Origin of the sequence: Microbacterium sp. NPDC056052, assembly GCF_042266785.1 — a bacterium.
Lineage (GTDB): Bacteria > Actinomycetota > Actinomycetes > Actinomycetales > Microbacteriaceae > Microbacterium.
On the sequence record NZ_JBHJWV010000003.1, the window covers coordinates 303,833 to 322,764 of the forward strand.

General features: G+C 70.1%; 16 protein-coding genes. 13 read left to right on the plus strand and 3 right to left on the minus strand.

Annotated elements, in window-relative coordinates:
* Positions 1–167: 167 nt before the first annotated feature.
* Positions 168–1,196: a 6-phosphofructokinase gene (locus ACFC1J_RS07975; protein ID WP_375904131.1), complete on the plus strand. Its 1,029-nt coding sequence runs from the start codon at positions 168–170 to the stop codon at positions 1,194–1,196.
* Positions 1,197–1,376: 180 nt separating this feature from the next.
* Here the strand turns inward: ACFC1J_RS07975 and ACFC1J_RS07980 are convergent, their stop codons facing one another.
* Entirely contained in the window at positions 1,377–2,297 is a 921-nt protein-coding gene (locus ACFC1J_RS07980) for a hypothetical protein (protein WP_375904133.1), read from the minus strand.
* A 206-nt stretch (positions 2,298–2,503) separates the two neighbouring features.
* Positions 2,504–4,636: a S9 family peptidase gene (locus ACFC1J_RS07985; protein WP_375904135.1), complete on the minus strand. Its 2,133-nt coding sequence runs from the start codon at positions 4,634–4,636 to the stop codon at positions 2,504–2,506.
* Between the two features lie 168 nt (positions 4,637–4,804).
* Here ACFC1J_RS07985 and ACFC1J_RS07990 point away from each other — a divergent pair, with 168 nt between their 5' ends.
* From ACFC1J_RS07990 to ACFC1J_RS08030, 9 genes are all read left to right on the plus strand, one after another.
* Positions 4,805–6,043, plus strand: coding sequence for an anion permease (locus tag ACFC1J_RS07990; RefSeq protein WP_375904137.1), 1,239 nt, complete (start codon positions 4,805–4,807; stop codon positions 6,041–6,043).
* Positions 6,040–6,372: a peptidase gene (locus tag ACFC1J_RS07995; RefSeq protein ID WP_375904139.1), complete on the plus strand. Its 333-nt coding sequence runs from the start codon at positions 6,040–6,042 to the stop codon at positions 6,370–6,372. The genes ACFC1J_RS07990 and ACFC1J_RS07995 overlap by 4 nt, the downstream gene beginning before the upstream one ends.
* A 63-nt stretch (positions 6,373–6,435) precedes the next feature.
* A complete protein-coding gene (locus tag ACFC1J_RS08000) occupies positions 6,436–7,338 on the plus strand; it encodes a metallophosphoesterase (RefSeq protein WP_375904141.1) in 903 nt (300 codons plus the stop codon).
* A 64-nt stretch (positions 7,339–7,402) separates the two neighbouring features.
* A complete protein-coding gene (locus ACFC1J_RS08005; protein WP_375904143.1) occupies positions 7,403–8,863 on the plus strand; it encodes an aspartate ammonia-lyase in 1,461 nt (486 codons plus the stop codon).
* Between the two features lie 162 nt (positions 8,864–9,025).
* Complete coding sequence (locus ACFC1J_RS08010; protein ID WP_375904145.1) at positions 9,026–10,294, plus strand: extracellular solute-binding protein; 1,269 nt, start codon at positions 9,026–9,028, stop codon at positions 10,292–10,294.
* A 1-nt stretch (position 10,295) separates the two neighbouring features.
* Entirely contained in the window at positions 10,296–11,255 is a 960-nt protein-coding gene (locus ACFC1J_RS08015) for a carbohydrate ABC transporter permease (RefSeq protein ID WP_375904147.1), read from the plus strand.
* Between the two features lie 4 nt (positions 11,256–11,259).
* A complete protein-coding gene (locus tag ACFC1J_RS08020) occupies positions 11,260–12,123 on the plus strand; it encodes a carbohydrate ABC transporter permease (RefSeq protein ID WP_375904149.1) in 864 nt (287 codons plus the stop codon).
* Positions 12,124–12,149: 26 nt separating this feature from the next.
* Positions 12,150–14,003: a glycoside hydrolase family 3 protein gene (locus ACFC1J_RS08025; RefSeq protein WP_375904150.1), complete on the plus strand. Its 1,854-nt coding sequence runs from the start codon at positions 12,150–12,152 to the stop codon at positions 14,001–14,003.
* 24 nt (positions 14,004–14,027) lie between these two features.
* Entirely contained in the window at positions 14,028–15,143 is a 1,116-nt protein-coding gene (locus ACFC1J_RS08030) for a LacI family DNA-binding transcriptional regulator (protein WP_375904152.1), read from the plus strand.
* A 30-nt stretch (positions 15,144–15,173) separates the two neighbouring features.
* On the opposite strand, the gene ACFC1J_RS08035 is transcribed toward ACFC1J_RS08030, so the two are convergent.
* A complete protein-coding gene (locus tag ACFC1J_RS08035) occupies positions 15,174–16,043 on the minus strand; it encodes a fumarylacetoacetate hydrolase family protein (RefSeq protein ID WP_375904154.1) in 870 nt (289 codons plus the stop codon).
* 60 nt (positions 16,044–16,103) lie between these two features.
* On the opposite strand from ACFC1J_RS08035, the gene ACFC1J_RS08040 reads away from it, so the two are divergent.
* From ACFC1J_RS08040 to ACFC1J_RS08050, 3 genes are all read left to right on the plus strand, one after another.
* Positions 16,104–17,570 carry a PrsW family glutamic-type intramembrane protease gene (locus ACFC1J_RS08040; protein ID WP_375904156.1) on the plus strand — a complete coding sequence of 489 codons (1,467 nt, stop codon included), beginning with the start codon at positions 16,104–16,106 and terminating at the stop codon, positions 17,568–17,570.
* A 232-nt stretch (positions 17,571–17,802) separates the two neighbouring features.
* Complete coding sequence (locus tag ACFC1J_RS08045) at positions 17,803–18,171, plus strand: FKBP-type peptidyl-prolyl cis-trans isomerase (RefSeq protein WP_375904158.1); 369 nt, start codon at positions 17,803–17,805, stop codon at positions 18,169–18,171.
* Between the two features lie 165 nt (positions 18,172–18,336).
* Positions 18,337–18,885 (plus strand): YceI family protein, encoded by a 549-nt coding sequence (locus tag ACFC1J_RS08050; RefSeq protein ID WP_292717956.1) that lies wholly within the window; start codon positions 18,337–18,339, stop codon positions 18,883–18,885.
* The last annotated feature ends 47 nt before the right edge of the window (positions 18,886–18,932 follow it).

Here is an 18,932-nt window from a genome sequence, read left to right on the forward strand (position 1 = left end):
AGACAGAGGCGCCGTTCTTCGTCAAGAAGGCGAGAACTCCGCGGAGGGGCGTGTAAGAACTACGCTTTTCGGCGTCGCCGAATGGCGCGTCGGAGCCGATCGGCACTAGGGTCGAACGAGGCAACGGCGCCGCGCTTCCATCCCCTTCCCCCTCCCGAGGACGACCCATGAAGATCGGCATCCTGACCAGCGGTGGCGACTGCCCCGGCCTGAACGCGGTCATCCGCGGCATCGTGCTCAAGGGCACCACCACCTACGAGCTGGAGTTCGTCGGCATCCGCGACGGCTGGCGCGGTGTGGTCGACGGCGACTTCTTCCCGCTCACCCGGCATGAGGTGAAGGGACTGAGCAAGGTCGGCGGCACGATCCTCGGCACGAGCCGCACCAACCCGTACGAGGGCCCGCGCGGCGGTGCCGAGAACGTCGCGAAGACCCTCGCCAAGCACGGAATCGACGGCATCGTGGCGATCGGCGGCGAGGGGACTCTGGCCGCCGCGGACCGCCTCTCGAACGACGGCATCCGGGTCCTGGGCGTGCCGAAGACGATCGACAACGACCTGCGGGCGACCGACTACTCCTTCGGCTTCGACACCGCGGTGAACATCGCGACCGACGCCATGGACCGGCTGCGCACCACCGGCGACTCGCACCAGCGCTGCATGATCGCCGAGGTCATGGGCCGGCACGTCGGCTGGATCGCCCTGCACGCCGGCATGGCAGCCGGCGCACACGTGATCTGCATCCCCGAGGTGCCGATGTCGATCGAGGAGATCTGCGACCTCGTCACCGGCGCGAGCGACCGCGGTCGCGCGCCGCTGGTCGTGGTCTCGGAGGGCTTCAAGCTCAAGGGCATGGATCAGGCCTTCAGCGACAAGGGCCTGGACGCGTTCAACCGCCCGCGCCTCGGCGGCATCAGCGAGATCCTCGCGCCGGAGATCGAGAAGCGCACCGGCATCGAGACCCGCTCCACGGTGCTGGGCCACATCCAGCGCGGCGGCTCGCCCTCCGCGTTCGACCGCGTGCTCGCGACGCGGCTCGGCCTGCACACCGCCGACGCCCTCGTGGAGGGCTCCTGGGGTCAGATGGTGGCGCTGCGCGGCACCGACATCGTGCGCGTCCCGTTCGCCGAGGCGCTCGGCGAGCTGAACACGGTCCCGCTGCAGCGTTACGAGGAAGCCGCCGCCCTGTTCGGGTGAGCGGGCCCCCGAGCCCGGGTTCGGGACCGTGTCCCACTTCTGCTCGAACCGTGTCCCATTCCTGTCAGCACCGTGTCCCACTTCTGGTTCCGGATCCGCGGATCCGGAACCAGAAGTGGGACACGGTCGGTAGGTCGGCCGGGGCAGGGGCGAGGCGGTGCACGGCCGGGGTGCGACCGGTCAGCCGGGCATCCCGGGGCGCCAGCCGGCGTCCAGCAGGGCGGACCTCACGCGATCCACGGCGACGGGGCGGGGTCCGTCCAGGTGGTGCGACAGGACCCGGACGAGAGTCCAGGACGCGCGGCCGATCGCATGCCAGCGGTCGGCGTCGCGCGCGAACTGCTTCGGGTCGCTCGCGTGCTGCCGACCGTCGTACTCGGACGCCACCTGCCAGCGCGGGTAGGCGAGGTCGAGTCTCGCGATGAATGCGCCGCGCCGATCGCGCAGTTCCCAGCCGGCGACCGGCTCCGGGAGCCCTGCCCGCACGATCATGAGCCGGAGCCTCGTCTCGCGCGGAGACTCGACGCCGATCCGCGCGTCTGCCAGCGCGCGCCGCAGGATTCCGCTGCGGACATCGCCCATGCCGAGGATCTCCTCGCGGAGATCCTCGGCCTCCGCGAGCCGTCGTGCCGGCAGGAGCAGATGATCGGCTGCGGCGATGAGGTCGTCGAGCGGCCAGAGCGGTCCGCACTGCCGCCAGGCGCGCACGGGATGCTCGACCGGCAGGCCGTCCGAGGTCACGCTCGTCGCCGGTTCTCGGCGCTGCAGTCGATGCCCGACGACGCCGCGAACCCGGGGCTCGCGCGCGGGACGATGCGTGCTGACGTGGATCCGCAGCCGATGGGGGTGCTCGGGCAGTGCGATTCCGAGCAGGGCGAGGGCGGTCTCGTGCGAGAAGAACTGGTCGTCGCGCAGTCGTGGAAGGTAGTCCCGGCAGCGGTCGCGATATTCGGATCCCGACCCGAGATCGCGAACTCGCCGCGTACCGGGGAAAGGCGCTTCGAGGTCGGATCCGCGCAGGCGTCCGCGCGCGACGCCGAGCGCTCTGGCTTCCGCGACGCTGAACCGCGGGCCGAGCGACTCGGGCAGGGGGTGGTGCATGCTCCCAGCGTGGACGGCGGCATCCGCGCTCGGCGGGCTCCGCACGGGATCCGTGGGGTGTTCCTGGCCTCACACCCCTGTGCGGATCGAACGCGGCCTACGGACCATGTCCCAGTTCTGGCTGCTCCCGCACTGATTTCTCAGCCAGAAGTGGGACATGGTGCCGCCAAAAGTGGGACATGGTGGGCCGGCGAACCGAGCCGGGCTCAGACGGCGGCGACGCCGAGGCGGTCCAGGATCCAGGCCAGCTCGAAGGCGCGCTCGCGCCAGGAGTTGTACCGGCCGCTCACGCCGCCGTGACCGGCCACCATCTCGCACTTGAGCAGGACGTCGTCCGCGCCGGCGTCGCGCAGGCGGGACACCCACTTGGCGGGCTCGACGTACAGCACGCGTGTGTCGTTGAGCGAGGTGACGGCGAGGATCGACGGGTAGGCGACGCCGTCGCGCACGTTCTCGTACGGCGTGTACGACTTCATGTAGGCGTACACCTCGGCGTCGTGCAGCGGGTCGCCCCACTCATCCCACTCGATCACGGTGAGGGGGAGGGACGGATCCAGGATCGTCGTGAGCGCGTCCACGAAGGGGACAGAGGCGAGGATGCCGCGGAACAGCTCGGGGGCGAGGTTCGCGACGGCGCCCATCAGCAGGCCGCCCGCGCTGCCGCCCTCCGCGACCATCCGGTCCGGGCTCGTGATGCCGGTGTCGACCAGATGACGCGCGCACGCGACGAAGTCGGTGAACGAATTCGCCTTCTGCCCGAGCTTGCCGTCCTCGTACCACTGCCGGCCCATCTCGCCGCCGCCGCGCACGTGCGCGACCGCGAAGACCACGCCGCGGTCCAGCGCCGAGAGGCGCATGACCGAGAAGCCGGGGTCGATCGAGTGCTCATAGGATCCGTAGCCGTACAGGTGCACGGCGCGGGGCTCGGCTCCCGGCTCGCCGAACGAGCGCTTCCACACCAGGGAGACGGGGATGCGGGCGCCGTCCGGGGCGACGGCCCAGTCGCGGCGCTGCCCGTAGTCGGCCGGGTCGTAGCCGCCGAGCACCGGCTGGCGCTTGCGCAGGTGCAGCGTGCGGGTCGCGAGCTCCAGGTCGTAGACCGTCGAGGGCGTCACGAACGAGCCGTAGCCCAGACGAAGGAACGGCGCGGACCACTCCGGGTTGCCGCCGAAGCCCGCCGAGTACAACGGCTCGTCGAAGCCGAGTTCGTCCAGCGCCCCCGTGGCCGAGTCCATCAGCGCGATGCGCTCGAGGCCCTCGAAACGGTAGGCGACGACCGTGGTGTCGCGGAACGCGTCCACGTCCAGCAGGCGGCGTCCCGGCGTGTGCGGGAGGATCGTGCGGCGCTCGCCCTGCGGCTCGGATGCGGAGACCGCGACGAGCTCGAAGTCCAGCGCGTCGTCGTTGTGCAGGATGAGCAGCTCGTCCCGGCCGCCCACCACGGCGTGCTCGACCGAGTATTCGACGCCGTCGCGCCGCGGCCAGACCACGCGCGGAGGCGCGGTGAGGTCATCCAGGTCGACGAGGTGCTCCTCGCTCGTGATGCTGGATCCGACGCCGATCACCAGATAGCGGCGGCTGCGGGTGATCCCCGCGCCGAGCCAGAACCGCTCGTCGGGCTCGTGGAAGAGCTGCACGTCGTCGGACACCGGCGTGCCGATCCGGTGCAGCCAGAGGGTGTCGGGGCGCCACGACTCGTCGACGGTCGTGTAGATCACGGCGGCGCCGTCGGGCGTGAAGAACGCTCCGGAGGTGCCGGGGATCTCATCGGGCAGCGTCTCGCCGGTCCGCAGGTCGCGGACGTGCACCGTGTACCGCTCGTCGCCCTCGAAGTCGGTCGACCAGAGCAGGCGGGTGGCGTCGTCCGAGACGTCGAACGCGCCCATCGCGAAGAACTCGTGCCCTTCGGCCTCGAGGTTGCCGTCGAGCAGGATCTGCTCACCGGGCACGGGGACCGCGGCGTCGAGGACGGGCGGCGTCCAGTCGTCGGCGGACGACACCGCGGCGCGGCACTGCAGGCCGTACTGGCTGCCCTCGACGGTGCGGCCGTAGTACCACCAGTCTCCGCGGCGGGTCGGCACCGACAGATCCGACTCCTGCACGCGTCCCTTGATCTCCTGGAACAGGGCCTCGCGGAGCGGCTCGAGGTGCGCGAGGCGCGCGTCCGTGTACGCGTTCTCGGCCTCGAGGTGCGCGATCACCTCGGGATCCTCCTTCACGCGCAGCCAGTCGTACGGGTCGTCGAACACATCGCCGTGGTGGGCGCGGATCAGCGAGCGGCGGGCCGCACGAGGCGGAACAGGGGAGGGGACGGGGGCGGTCTCGGAGACGGAGGTCACGCATCAACGCTAGCCGAGGCCGCGAGGGCAGGGGCGGGAGCCGATGACGGGGGCGTCGAGTTGACCGTCCTGGGCCGGGGTGGGAGGATGCAACCGGCCCGTTAACGGATGCTGAATCCTCGGTGAACTCTTCGTTCGTCACTTCCCTCCACTTCACGAAAGCGAACGGTGGAAACCGCAGCCCTCATCGTCGTGCTGGTGATCCTGCTGGCACTCTTCTTCGACTTCACCAACGGGTTCCACGACACGGCGAACGCCATGGCGACCCCGATCGCGACCGGTGCGCTCAAACCGCGGACCGCGGTCATGCTCGCCGCAGGACTGAACCTCGTCGGGGCGTTCCTGTCCACCGAGGTCGCCGCGACGGTGTCCGGAGGCATCATCCAGGAGGATTCGAGCACCGCGCATCTCATGCCGTCGCTCATCTTCGCCGGTCTCATCGGCGCGATCACCTGGAACATGCTGACCTGGCTGCTCGGACTGCCGTCCAGCTCGTCGCATGCGCTCTTCGGCGGGCTCATCGGGGCGACGCTGGTCGGTGTCGGACTCAGCGGCATCAACTTCGGCGTCGTGCTGTCCAAGGTCGTGCTCCCGGCTCTCATCGCGCCGCTCACCGCCGGGCTGATCGCGTACCTCGCCACCAAGCTCGCGTATCTGACGACGCGTCGCTACGACGGCAAGCCCGACGGCCGGAGCGGCTTCCGCTGGGGACAGATCTTCACGTCGTCGCTCGTCGCGCTCGCGCACGGCACGAACGACGCGCAGAAGACCATGGGCGTGATCACGCTGGCATTGATCTCGGTCGGCTGGCAGGCGCAGGGCGACCACCGGCCGCACATCTACGTGATCGTCGCGTGCGCGTTCACGATCGCGCTCGGCACCTACCTGGGCGGCTGGCGCATCATCCGCACGCTCGGCAAGGGGCTCACCGATGTCAAGCCCGCGCAGGGGTTCGCGGCGGAGACGTCCACCGCGGCGACCATCCTCGCCTCCAGCGCGCTCGGCTTCGCGCTGTCCACCACGCAGGTCGCCTCGGGATCCGTGATCGGATCCGGGCTCGGACGGCGCGGTTCGGCCGTGCGCTGGCGCACCGTCGGCCGCATCGCGACCGGCTGGGTGCTCACGCTTCCCGCGGCCGGGCTCGTCGGGGCCATCGCCGCGTTCGTGGTGGTCATCGGCGGCGGCTGGGGCGTGCTGATCGATGCGGTCCTCGCGCTCGCCGTGATCATCGCCCTGTTCCTGCGCTCGCGTCGCAACGCCGTCACGGCCAACAACGCGTTCAGCGAGGTGGCCGACTCCGGCCGCGCGATCGAGGTGCCGGAGGAGCCGCCGCTCACTCCGCGGCAGGCCAGGGCGCAGCGCGCCCGCGACCGCGCGAAGGCCAAGGAGAAGGGGGCGGGACGATGACCGTCGTCATCCACTGGGAGGCGTTCTTCCAGGTCCTCGGTGCCGCTCTGATCGGCACCCTGGTCGTGGTGGGCTTCTACGCGCTCGGCCTGCGCCTGCTCGTGCGCGCGGGCAGGGTTCCCGTGGTGACCCCCGCCGAGTTCACCGACGCGATCACCGTGATCAGCGAGAAGGAAGCCAGGCGTGCGGCGAAGGCCGCGGCGAAAGCCGCGCGCAAGAGTCCGCTCACGGCGGGCCAGAAGATGCTCGCCCAGATCGCGGCCTATGCGTGCTTCGCCGTCTGCGCGGCGGCGGTGCTCGGCGGAATCCTGCTCATCGTCGTCAAGTAGCGAGCCCGGCGGCCTGCGCGGCGCCATCCGGGAAGGCCGTCCTCGCGGGCTAGCCTGAGGACCATGACTGTGCAGTTCGGCCGCTACGCCCCGCCCACGCACACGCTGGTCCATGTCAGCGATCCGCACCTGCTGGCCGGGGGCGCGGCCCTCGGCGGGCGCTTCGACGTGGACGGCACCCTGGCGCGCACGCTCGCCGCGATCGAGAGCGCGATCGGCCGGCCGGACGCGATCGTCGTCACGGGGGACCTGGCGGACCTCGGCGAGCCGGACGCGTACCGTCGGCTGCGCTCCGTCGTGGAGCCGGTGTCCGAGCGCCTCGGCGCGCCGGTGATCTGGGTGGCCGGCAACCACGACGAGCGACCCGCCATGCGGGAGCACCTGCTCGACATGCCGCCCGCCGAGGACCCGATCACGGGCGTCTGGGATCTGAACGGCCTGCGCGTGATCGCACTGGATTCCACGGTCCCCGGCTGGCACCACGGCGACATCGACGCGGAGCAGCGCGACTGGCTCTCCGATCAGCTGCGCACGCCCGCCCCGCACGGCACGCTGCTCGCGATGCACCACCCGCCGGTGCCCAGCCACATCCCGTTCTTCGACATCCTCGAGCTGCGCCATCAGGACGAGCTCGCCGAGGTGCTGCGCGGATCCGACGTCCGCGGAATACTCGCCGGGCACCTGCACTACTCGCTGCACGCCACGTTCGCCGGCGTCCCGGTGAGCGTCGCGAGCGCCACCTGCTACACGATGGACGTCGCGAGCCCGGCGGATCAGGTGAACGGGATGGACGCCGCGCAGTCCTTCCAGCTCGTGCACGTGCGCCCGGAGACCATCACGCACACCGTGGTCCCCGTGGTCGAGGCGACCACGGTCGACGCCTTCAACCCGGAATGGGTCGAGCGGATGGCCCGGCTCACGCCCGAGGAGCGCCTGGAGGCGTTCTCGCGCAAGCCGGGCCGATGATCCGGGGCGGGTAGGATGGAGGCATCCCCCTTCCCTGTTCGCCATCACCCACGAGGATGTGTCCATGGCCGCCGTTGCGCCTGCCACCCGTACCGAAACCGACTCCCTGGGAAGCAAGGAGATCCCTGCTGACGCGTATTGGGGGATCCATACGCTCCGCGCCGCCGAGAACTTCCCGATCACGAAGCGCCCGATCTCCGTCTATCCGGAGCTGATCGAGGCGCTCGCGATGGTCAAGCAGGCCAGCGCGCGCGCGAACAAGGAGATCGGCGCCCTCGATGCCGAGAAGGCGGACCTCATCGACGCCGCCTCGCAGAAGGTCATCAACGGCGAGTTCCACGACCAGTTCATCGTCGGCGTCATCCAGGGCGGGGCCGGCACCTCGACCAACATGAACGCGAACGAGGTCATCACCAACATCGCGCTCGAGTTGGCCGGCCGCGAGAAGGGCGACTACGCCTTCCTCTCGCCGATCGACCACACCAACCGCAGCCAGTCCACGAACGACGTCTACCCGACGGCGGTCAAGATCGGCCTCTCGCTCAATCTGCGCTCGCTGCTCGATGAGCTCGACCTGCTGCGCGTGTCGTTCCTGAACAAGGCGCGCGAGTTCCACGACGTGCTCAAGGTCGGCCGTACGCAGCTGCAGGATGCGGTGCCGATGACCCTCGGCCAGGAGTTCCACGGCTTCGCCTCCACGCTCGGCTACGACCACACGCGTCTGACCGAGAACGCCTGGCTGATGTACGAGATCAACATGGGCGCGACCGCGATCGGCACGGGCATCACGACGCACCCGGCCTACGCCCCCTCCGTGCTGAAGCACCTGCGCGAGATCTCCGGACTGGACCTCGCCACCGCGAGCGACCTCGTCGAGGCGACCAGCGACACCGGGTCCTTCATGTCGTTCTCGTCGTCGCTCAAGCGCAACGCGATGAAGCTCTCCAAGATCTGCAACGACCTGCGTCTGCTCTCCTCGGGCCCGCAGGCAGGTTTCGGCGAGATCAACCTGCCCGCGATGCAGGCCGGTTCCAGCATCATGCCCGGCAAGGTCAACCCGGTCATCCCCGAGGTCGTGAATCAGGTCGCGTTCGCCGTCGCCGGATCCGACATGACGGTGACGATGGCCGCCGAGGCGGGTCAGCTGCAGCTGAACGCCTTCGAGCCCGTGATCGCGCACTCGATCTTCCAGTCCATCACCTGGATGCGCCAGGCGATGTGGACCCTGCGCGTGAACTGCGTCGACGGCATCACCGCCAACCGCGACCGCCTGGGCGCGATGGTCGGATCGTCGGTCGGCGTCATCACGGCGCTCACGCCGTTCATCGGCTACGCCGCCTCCGCCGCTCTCGCCAAGACCGCGCTGCTGACCAACCGCAACGTCGCCGACCTCGTGGTCGAGGCCGGGTTGATGTCGCGCGAGGAGGTGGCCAAGCAGCTGTCGCCTGCACGCCTCTCGGGCCTCGAGACGATCACCGCAGCGATCCCGGTGATCCCGTCGAAGGATCTCGACGCCGGCGCCTGACCCCCGCGGCACGACGAATGGCCCGTCGCTCTCCGGAGCGACGGGCCATTCGTCGTCTCCGGGCGTGGGGCTTGCGGTGACTGAATCTATGCGCTTAGATTTAGGGCGAGCAACAATCTATGCGCTTAGATTCTGATCACAGAACGCTTCAAGGAGGAAGACGTGAAAAGCAGGACAGCTCTGGCCGGCATCGCCGCTCTCGCCGCGATGGGCCTCGCACTCACGGGGTGCGGTCGCGCGGACGGCGGGTCCTCGGCGCCCGCGGCGTCCGCGGTGCAGCTCGATGACGCGCCGGCCACGGGAACGATCACGATGTGGGCGATGGGAGCCGAAGGGGAGGCCCTTCCGGACTTCGTCAAGGCCTTCGAGAAGGCGAACCCCGGGGTCACCGTCAAGGTCACCGCAATCCCGTGGGACGCCGCGCACAACAAGATCCAGACCGCGATCGCAGGCGGCAACACGCCGGACATCGCGATGATGGGCACCACCTGGATGGCGGACTTCGGCGATGCCTTCGGAACCGTCCCCTCCGGGATCGACACCTCCGGCTTCTTCGACGGGGCGGTGAGCTCGACCAAGATCGGCGACCGTACCGCCGGGGTCCCCTGGTACGTCGACACCCGGGTGCTCTACTACCGCACCGACATCGCCGCCAAGGCCGGGTGGACCGCGGCGCCGAAGTCCTGGGAGGAGCTGCAGCAGATGGCGGCGGACATGCAGTCCAAGGGCGGGGCGGAGTGGGGCATCCGCATGCCCGCGGGGAACGACTCGTTCCAGGGAGCGCTCTGGATGCCGTGGTCGGCGGGTGCCGAGGTCTCCGACGGCAAGAAGTGGACGCTCGACACCCCGGAGATGGCCAAGGGCATCGAATACTACAAGAGCTTCTTCGACAAGAAGCTCTCTGATCCGAACGTCGACACCTCGCCCGGTGCGGTCGAGTCCGAGTTCGTCGCCGGCACCACGCCCATGGTCGTGGAGGGGCCCTTCCTGCGCGGGCAGCTGGCCTCGGTCGGCGGGGCCGACTTCGCGAGCAAGTATGCGACGGCGGTGCTTCCCGCCGACAAGGGCTCGGTCTCGTTCAGCGGCGGTGCGAACCTGGTCGTCTTCAACGGCAGCAAGAACGCCGCCTCCGCGTGGAAGCTCGCGCGCTGGCTCTCCCAGCCCGAGGTCCAGGCCGACTTCTACACCGCGACGGGCGATCTGCCCGCGGCCAAGGCCGCCTGGGACGAGAAGGCCGTCTCCGCCGACGCGAGCCTCACGACGTTCGGCACTCAGCTGGAGACCGCCAAGGCCCCGCCCGTCTCGACCTCCTGGGTGCAGGTGGCCGCGAAGGGCGACCAGGCGCTCGAGACGATCCGTCGTGGCGGCACGTCGGTCGCAGACGCGCTGAAGACCCTGCAGTCCGACGCGGACACGATCGGGCTGAAGTGAGATGACGGCGACCCTCCTGCCCACCGCCGGGACCCGCACGGGTTCCGGCGGCGGGGACGGCCGGCGCGGGCCCGGTACGTTCGCCGCCGCCCGCCGCCGCCGCGCGCTCATCGCCTGGGGATTCGCGCTGCCCTTCGTGCTCGTCTTCGCGGTGTTCATGGTCGTGCCGATCGTGGGCTCGTTCGCGATGTCGTTCACCGACTTCACCGCGCGCGACATCGCCTCTCCGTTCGCCGTGGACGCGGTCGGCCTTCAGCAGTACCTCACGCTCTTCCGCGATCCCCGGTTCCTCACCTCGCTCGGCGTCACGGGCGTCTTCGTCGTGGTCGGCATCCCGGTGACGATGATCGTCGCGCTGGCGCTCGCCCTCGCGCTGAACAGCGGCAAGGGAAGGCTGGTGTCGTTCTTCCGCGTCGGGTTCTATGCGCCCGTCGTCACCAGCATCGTCGCCGTTGCCGTGGTCTGGCGCTACATCCTGCAGCCGGACGGCCTGCTCAACACCGCGCTCGCCGCGTTCGGCATCCACGGGCCCAACTGGCTGAATGACCCGGCCTTCGCGCTGCCCTCGCTGATCCTGATGGCGGTGTGGCGCAACGTCGGGACGCTCATGGTGATCTTCCTCGCCGGCCTGCAGGCGGTTCCGGAGGACGTCACGGAGGCGGCGATCATGGACGGCGCCTCGCCCTGGCGGCGGCTCGTCTCCGTCACCCTGCCGCTGCTGCGGCCCACGCTCCTGCTCGGCGCCGTGCTCATCTCGGTCGGCTATCTGCAGTTCTTCGAGGAGGCGTTCGTGATGACCAAGGGCGGTCCGCTCGACTCGACCCTGTCCGTCGCCTACTACACGTACCAGCAGTTCGGCTTCGGCGAGTACGGGCTCGCGTCCGCGGCCAGCTATGTGCTGTTCCTCGTGATCGCGCTCGTGAGCCTGCTGCAGTTCCGGCTGCTGCGATCGAAGGACTGACGCCATGACTCTCGCACGTACCGCGCCCCGGACCCGCAGCCCCCGCCCTCGGCGGCTCAGCGGGAGGGCGACCTCGTACGCCGTCCTCACGATCGGCCTCGTGCTCTGGCTGGTCCCCTTCGTCTGGATGGTCCTCGGATCCGTCAAGACGCAGGGGGAGATCCTGCGCCGCCCGCCGACCTGGTGGCCGGAGGCTCCGACCGCGGCGAACTATGCGCAGTGGTTCGGACCGCTCGACTTCTGGCACTTCTTCGGGAACAGCCTGATCGTCGCCCTCGTCACGGTGCTCGGCAACCTGGTGTTCTGCTCCATGGTCGGCTACGCGCTGGCCAAGATGGAGTTCCCGGGCAAGCGCGTGCTCTTCGGCGCGGTCATGATCACGCTGATGGTCCCCGGAGTGGTGACCTTCGTGCCCCTGTTCGTGATGGTCTCGAAGCTCGGACTCGTGAACAGCTACCCGGCCCTGATCCTGCCGTTCGTCACGGCGCCGCTCGGCGTCTTCCTCATGCGCCAGTTCATGACGGGCATCCCGGATGCGCTGCTCGAGGCCGCCCGCCTGGACGGCGCGGGGGAGTGGCGGATCTTCCGCGGTGTGGTGATGCCGCTGTGCGGGCCGCCGCTGGCGACGCTCGGGATCCTCACCTTCCTCGGGTCCTGGAACAACTTCCTGTGGCCGCTCGTCGCGGCGCAGACGGAGGACATGTACACCCTGCCGGTCGCCCTGTCGCTCTACTCCACCGGGCAGAACGCGACCGACTACGGGCTGCTGCTCGCGGGATCCGTGCTCGTGATCGCTCCGATCCTGCTGCTGTTCGTGTTCCTGCAGCGGTGGTTCATCCGGGGCGTCGCCACCACAGGCCTGAAATGACCGTATCGACCGGGAGGAACCCACGGATGAGAGCCGAAGACCGGACCACGGAGGAGGGCGTGCACTACCGCGACCTCAATGGCAACGGAGTCATGGACCCGTACGAGGATCCACGGCTCGGCACGGAGGAGCGCGTCGAAGACCTGCTCTCCCGCCTGTCGATCGAGGAGAAGGCGGGACTGCTGTTCCACACGGTCATCGAGATCGGTGACGGGGGAGAGCTGCGCGAGGAACCCGGTGCCATCTCGAAGTCGCCGACCTCGCAGGTCGTCCGGGAGAAGCACCTCACGCACTTCAACGTGCACGGCATGCGGACCGCGCGGGAGGGCGCGCACTGGAACAACCGGCTTCAGGAACTCGCCGCCGGCGCGCCGCACGGGATCCCCGTGACGATCAGCACCGATCCGCGGCACGCCTTCGTGGAGAACTCCGGGGTCGCTTTCGCGGCCGGCCCGTTCTCGCAGTGGCCGGAGCCGCTGGGGCTCGCTGCTCTCGACGATGTCGAACAGGTGCGGCGGTTCGCCACGATCGCGGGACGCGAGTACCGGGCGGTGGGCATCCGGATGGCGCTGCATCCCCAGGTGGACCTGCCGACCGAGGCGCGCTGGGGCCGTCAGGCGCAGACGCTCGGCTACGACGCCGACCGCGTGACCGAGATGACGGGTGCGTACCTCGAGGGATTCCAGGGTGCGGAGCTCGGCCCCGAGAGCGTCGCCTGCATCACCAAGCACTTCCCGGGCGGCGGACCGCAGCTCGACGGCGAGGACGCGCACTTCCCCTACGGTCGCGAGCAGGTCTATCCCGGCGGACGCTTCGAGGAGCACCTGCGGCCGTTCGTCGAGGCGATCCGCCGCGACACCGCGGGGATCATGCCGTACTACGGGATGCCGGTGGGACTGGTGCGGCACGGGGAGCCGATCGAGGAGGTCGGGTTCAGCTACAGCCGGCAGATCGTCACCGGGCTGCTGCGCGAGGAGCTGGGCTACGACGGGGTCGTGCTCAGCGACTGGGAGCTCATCAACGACAACCACGTCGGGGATCAGGTGCTGCCGGCGCGGGCATGGGGCGTGGAGGACCTGACGCCGCGGGAGCGGATGCTCCGGCTGCTCGACGCGGGCGTCGACCAGTTCGGCGGGGAGGAATGCGTCGACCTGCTCCTCGATCTCGTCGCGGAGGGCGCGGTCGCCGAGGAGCGGATCGATCGCTCGGCGCGGCGGATCCTGCGGGTGAAGTTCCGCCTGGGTCTCTTCGACGACCCGTACGTGGACGAGGACGAGGCCGAGCGGATCGTCGGAGCGGCGGAGTTCCGCGCCGAGGGGGAGCACGCTCAGGCCGCTTCCGTCACGGTGCTGCAGAACCGCGACAGGACACTGCCGCTGTTCCAGGGCGCGCGTCCGCGCGTCTACGCCGAGGGGATGGCGGCGGATGCGCTCGCCGCGTACGCCGACCCGGTCTCCGCGCCAGAGGAGGCCGACGTCGCGCTCGTGCGGATCGGCGCCCCCTTCGAGCCCCGGAACGACCTGTTCCTCGAGGCCTGGTTCCACCAGGGCTCGCTCGACTTCCCGCCGGGGCTCGTCGCGCGGCTGCGCCGGATCGCCGCGCACTGTCCGCTCGTGATCGTGGTGAATCTCGACCGCCCCGCCATCCTCACCCCGTTCGTCCCGTTCGCCGCCGCGATCGCGGTGGAGTTCGGCAGCTCCGACGCCGCGGCGCTCGCGGCGCTCTCCGGACGGATTCCGCCACGCGGGGTGCTCCCCGTCGACATCCCGCGGTCGATGGACGCCGTGCGCGCCGCATTCGCGGACGTTCCGGACGCCACGGAGGATCCGGTGTTCCGCCGTGGCGCCGGCCTGATGATCGACGGACCGGGCGCTCAGTAGAATCGCTCCGAAAGCGAGGTGCTCATGGCGTCGAGCCGACCCACCGTCTATGACGTGGCGCAGCGCGCCGGCGTGTCGATCGCCACGGTCTCGTTCGCGTTCCGCCGGCCGGAGCGCGTCCGCGAGGACACCCGCCGCGTCGTGCTCGAAGCGGCGCGGGAGATCGGGTACGTGCCGAGCGGATCCGCCCGGAGTCTCGCGCGGGGACGCACCGGGGTGCTCGGCCTGCACCTCTTCGACATGCTCCTCGACGAGGAGCCCGAGGCGTCGCCGTCGGCCCGCGGGGGAGCGCGGGTCGACCTGGACGAGCTCGATCTGGATGCCGAGACCGTGCCCTGGGATGCGGCGGCGGACGAGCGCGAGAGCGATCCGCGGACCTTCCCGCTCTATGTCGACGAGGTCCAGCGCGGCTTCGTGCTGGAGTGCAAACGCAACGGCACGGCGGTCCTTCTCAGCAGCGGCGGCGTGGGCGTGTCCGACCTCGCCGATACGGCGGGCAGGGTCGACGGCCTCGCGATCCTGCCCGGCCTTTCCACGACCGCGGCGATCGAGGCCGTGGCCGCACGCGTCCCGGTCGTGCAGCTGAGCAAGCGCGCGGGCATCGGGCACCGGGTCACGGTGGACAACGCCGGGGGCATGCGGATGATCGTGCGGCACCTGCACGAGACGCACGGCATCCGGTCGTTCGGCTGGGTGGGCGCGATCGGAGAGGACGATCTCGATGAGCGGCGCGAAGGGTTCCTCTCGGCTGTCGGCGGGATCCCCGGCGCTCTCGGAGAGACGCTCGACGACACGGACCTGGAGCGGACCCCTGCCTATCCGGTCCTGCGCGCGCGTGCTGCTGCGGGCGCCCTGCCCGACGCGCTCGTGTGCGGCAGCGATCAGACGGCGCTGCGCGCGATGGACGTCCTCCGCGGCGAGGGGGTGCGCGTCCCCGAGGACGTCCTGGTGACCGGTTTCGATGGCATCCTGGCGAGCCGGTTGTCCGCACCGAGCCTCACCACCGTGCGCCAGCCGATGGAGCTGATGGGACGCATCGCCGCCCACCTGCTGCTGACCGATCCCGGAGACGGGAGCGAGCCGGCGCGCACCGTGCGACTGGCGACCGATCTCCGCATCGGGGGCAGCTGCGGCTGCTGAGCCGCTGATGCCCCGATGCGGGGCGGATCGTCAGTCCAGGATCCGGCAGTGCGTGGTGAGCTCGCCGATCCCGTCGATGCCGACGGTCACGGTGGAGCGATCGCGCAGGAAGATCTGCGGATCGCGCGAGTAGCCGGCGCCACCGGGGCTGCCTGTGGAGATCAGCGTCCCCGGGCGCAGCGTGAGGGAGCGCGAGAGGTGCGAGATGAGCGCCGACACCGGCCGCACCATCTGCCCGGTGGAGGCGTCCTGCACCATGTGGCCGTCGACGATCGTCCAGATGTGCAGATCCTGCGGGTCCGCTATCTCGTCGGCGGTCACGACCACGGGACCGGTGGGGGAGAAGCCGTCGAACGACTTGCATCGCGACCACTGCGCCTCCGCGAACTGGATGTCGCGCGCGGTGATGTCGTTGACCACCGTGTAGCCCCAGACATGGTCGAGGGCGTCCTCGGCGGATACGTCCTTCGCGGCGGCGCCGATCACGACGCCGAGCTCGGCCTCGTAGTCCACCGACTCCGACAGCGCGCGCGGCCACGACGTGGTCTGCTCGTGCCCGGCCAGGGAATTCGGCCAGAGCGTGAACACCGTGGGCGCGGTGTCGGTCTTCAGCCCGAGCTCGCTCGAGTGCGCGGCGTAGTTCAGGCCCACCGCCAGCACGACCGGCGGAGCGAGCACCGCGGCGCTGTAGGCGAAGCCCTCCAGCGCATGCACGGGGGCCTCGCCGCGGGCGTGTGCGTCGCGGACGGCGTCGAGAAGGACGTCGCCGCCTTCGATGAGCTGCTGGAGGGTGGCAGGGGCCGGATCCACGAGATCGGCGACGAGCGTCGCGCCCGAGCCGTCGATGACGGCGAGCGCGGGAGTGTCGGATTCGGGACGGCGCAGATGAGCGAACCGCATGCCTCCCACGCTACCGGGCGCACCCGCGGCCCCGGCGCGGGGAGCCTCTAGGCTTTGGGCATGAGCTTTGGAGGACACGGCGATCCCGCCGAGCAGCGCCCGGCTTCGCGCCCGTCGCCCCCCGCATCGCCGGCGTACCAGCCGCCCGCGGCCGCACAGCCTTCGCCGGTGGCGGACCAGGGGCCGTCCGCGCCGTATCTGATGCAGCCGTCGTACTCCGCGCCGGCCGCGCCGCAGCCCTCCATGCAGCCGCAGCATGGGCAGCCGCAGTATGCGCCTTCCCCGTACGCGCACCAGCCGCAGTACGTCCAGCCGCAGAGCTATCCGCAGACGGCCTCGACGCCGATCGCGCCCGTGTACGGCTCGGTGCTCGCGCAGCGACCCGAGCACCACGGCGCGGTCGCCTACGACGCGTACACGCCGCCCGCTCCCGTGCAGGCGGTCCCGGCGCTGCCGGTTCCGTCCGCGAAGGGCCGGCACGCCTCGGTGTGGGCGTTCGGCGCGCTCGGCTTCGTCCTGCTCGGCCTCATCGCCTACTTCGTCTGGGCGCTCGGACCCGCGGCGTCCATGATCGGCATGGTGCTCGCGCTCGTGCCCCTCACGATCGTGTTCTTCGGCGTCTTCTTCATCGACCGCTGGGAGCCGGAGCCGAAGTCGCTGGTGGCTTTCGCGATCGGGTGGGGCGCGATCGCCTCGGTGGGGCTCGCGCTCGTCGTCGACCTCCTGCTGACGCTGCTGCTCGGGCAGCGCAACGACGATCTGACCGCTGTGTTCCAGGCACCCCTGGTCGAGGAGACGGCGAAGGGGCTCGGCGTCTTCCTGATCTTCGTGATGGCGCGCCGCAGCTTCGACGGCCCGATCGACGGCGTCGTCTACGGCGCCCTGGTCGGGGCCGGATTCGCGTTCACCGAGAACATCCAGTACTTCGCGGTCAGTCTCATCGAGGGCGGGGCACCCGACCTGACCGTCACGTTCGTGCTGCGCGGACTGATGTCGCCGTTCGCCCACGCGATGTTCACCTCCGTGACCGGATTCGCGATCGGGCTCGCCGCGCGTCGCGGCGCCTCGGCCGCTCGCGCTCTGGGCTTCGGCGCCGTCGGGCTCCTCGGCGCCATGGCGCTGCACGCGCTGTGGAACGGATCCTCGATGATCGGCAACTTCTTCGTGCTGTACATCGTGCTGCAGGTGCCGCTGTTCGTCGGCTTCATCGTGGTGATCATCCTGCTGCGCAAGGAGGAGTCCCGGCTCACCTTCGCCCGGCTCAGCGATTATGCGACGGCGGGCTGGTTCACGCCGCAGGAGGTGTCGATGCTCGCGACCCCCGCGGGCCGACGCGTCGGCCTGCGGTGGGCGTCGGGGCTGCGCGGCGACCGGCGTCCGGTCATGCGCCGGTTCATCAAGGACGCGACCACGCTCGCGTCCGTGCGCCAGCGCATCATCACGGGACGGGATCCGCTCGCGACGCAGGACGAGCAGGTCCTGCTGCAGCGCACCCACGCGGCGCGCGATGCGCTTCTCTCGGTGTGAGGTCGGAGGTTCCGACCCGCTGAGCAAGACTCAGCGCCCGGTGCTGCGGCGATGCCTGCAAGTCCTCCGGGCGCTGAGTTGATCTGAAAACAGGGTGCACCCGTGCAGGGATGATGTCAAGGTTCGGGCGGGCGCTTCTTCGCCTGTTCGCCGGGATGCGCCGGAGCATTGTTCGCCGTCGGCGCAGTGCCTCGCGTTGACCGGGCCGGACCGCGTCGGGTTGGATGGAGGCATGACTGAGCGCACCAAGCCCGAGTTCGACGCCCCCACCGGACCCGCCCCCACGGAGCTCGTGATCCGCGACATCCTCGAAGGAACCGGTGACGAGGCGAAGCCCGGCGACACCGTCACCGTGCACTACGCCGGCGTCGAGCACGACTCCGGCGAGGAGTTCGACTCCTCCTGGGGTCGCGGCGAGACCATCCAGTTCCCGCTGCGCGGCCTGATCCAGGGCTGGCAGGAGGGCATCCCCGGCATGAAGGTCGGCGGACGCCGCGAGCTGACCATCCCGCCGCACCTCGCCTACGGCCCGGCTGGATCCGGTCACTTCCTCGGAGGCAAGACCCTCATCTTCATCATCGACCTCGTCGCCGTCGGCTGACCAGCGCGAACGACGAAGGCCCCGTCTCCGGACGGGGCCTTCGCCGCGCCCGAGGGGAGATCTCGGAAAAAGTTCCGCGAATCGGGAATGCATTCACCTGAATGTAAGTTGGACCTGGTGTCGTCGCAGCAGCGGCGGCCGCAGACCTTCCGACGAGGAGCACCCATGAGCATCGACATCCCCGGTTACCGCAGCGGCACCTGGACCCTGGACCCCGCGCACAGCGAGGTCACCTTCAGCGTCCGCCACATGATGATCTCGAAGGTGCGCGGCACCTTCGGCGTGAAGAGCGCGACCCTGGTCGCCCCGGAGAACCCGCTCGAGGCCCGCGTCGAGGCGAGCGTCGACGTCACCTCGCTCGACACCGGCGACGCCGGTCGCAACGGCCACCTGCTGTCGGCGGACTTCTTCGACGTCGAGAAGTACCCGACCATGGACTTCACCTCGACCGGCGCCCGCGTCGAGGGCGGCGACCTCTTCGTCGACGGCGACCTCACGATCCACGGTGTCACCAAGCCGGTCACGTTCGAGCTGGACTTCGGCGGCTTCGGCTCCGACCCCTACGGCAACTACAAGGCCGGCGCCTCCGCGAAGGCCGTCATCAACCGCGAGGACTTCGGCCTCACCTGGAACGCCGCGCTGGAGACCGGCGGCGTTCTCGTCGGCAAGGACGTCACGATCACGCTCGACCTGCAGGGCGCTCTGCAGGCGTAATCGGAGCATCGCCGGAGAGGGCGGGTGTCGCGGACAGCGACCCCGCC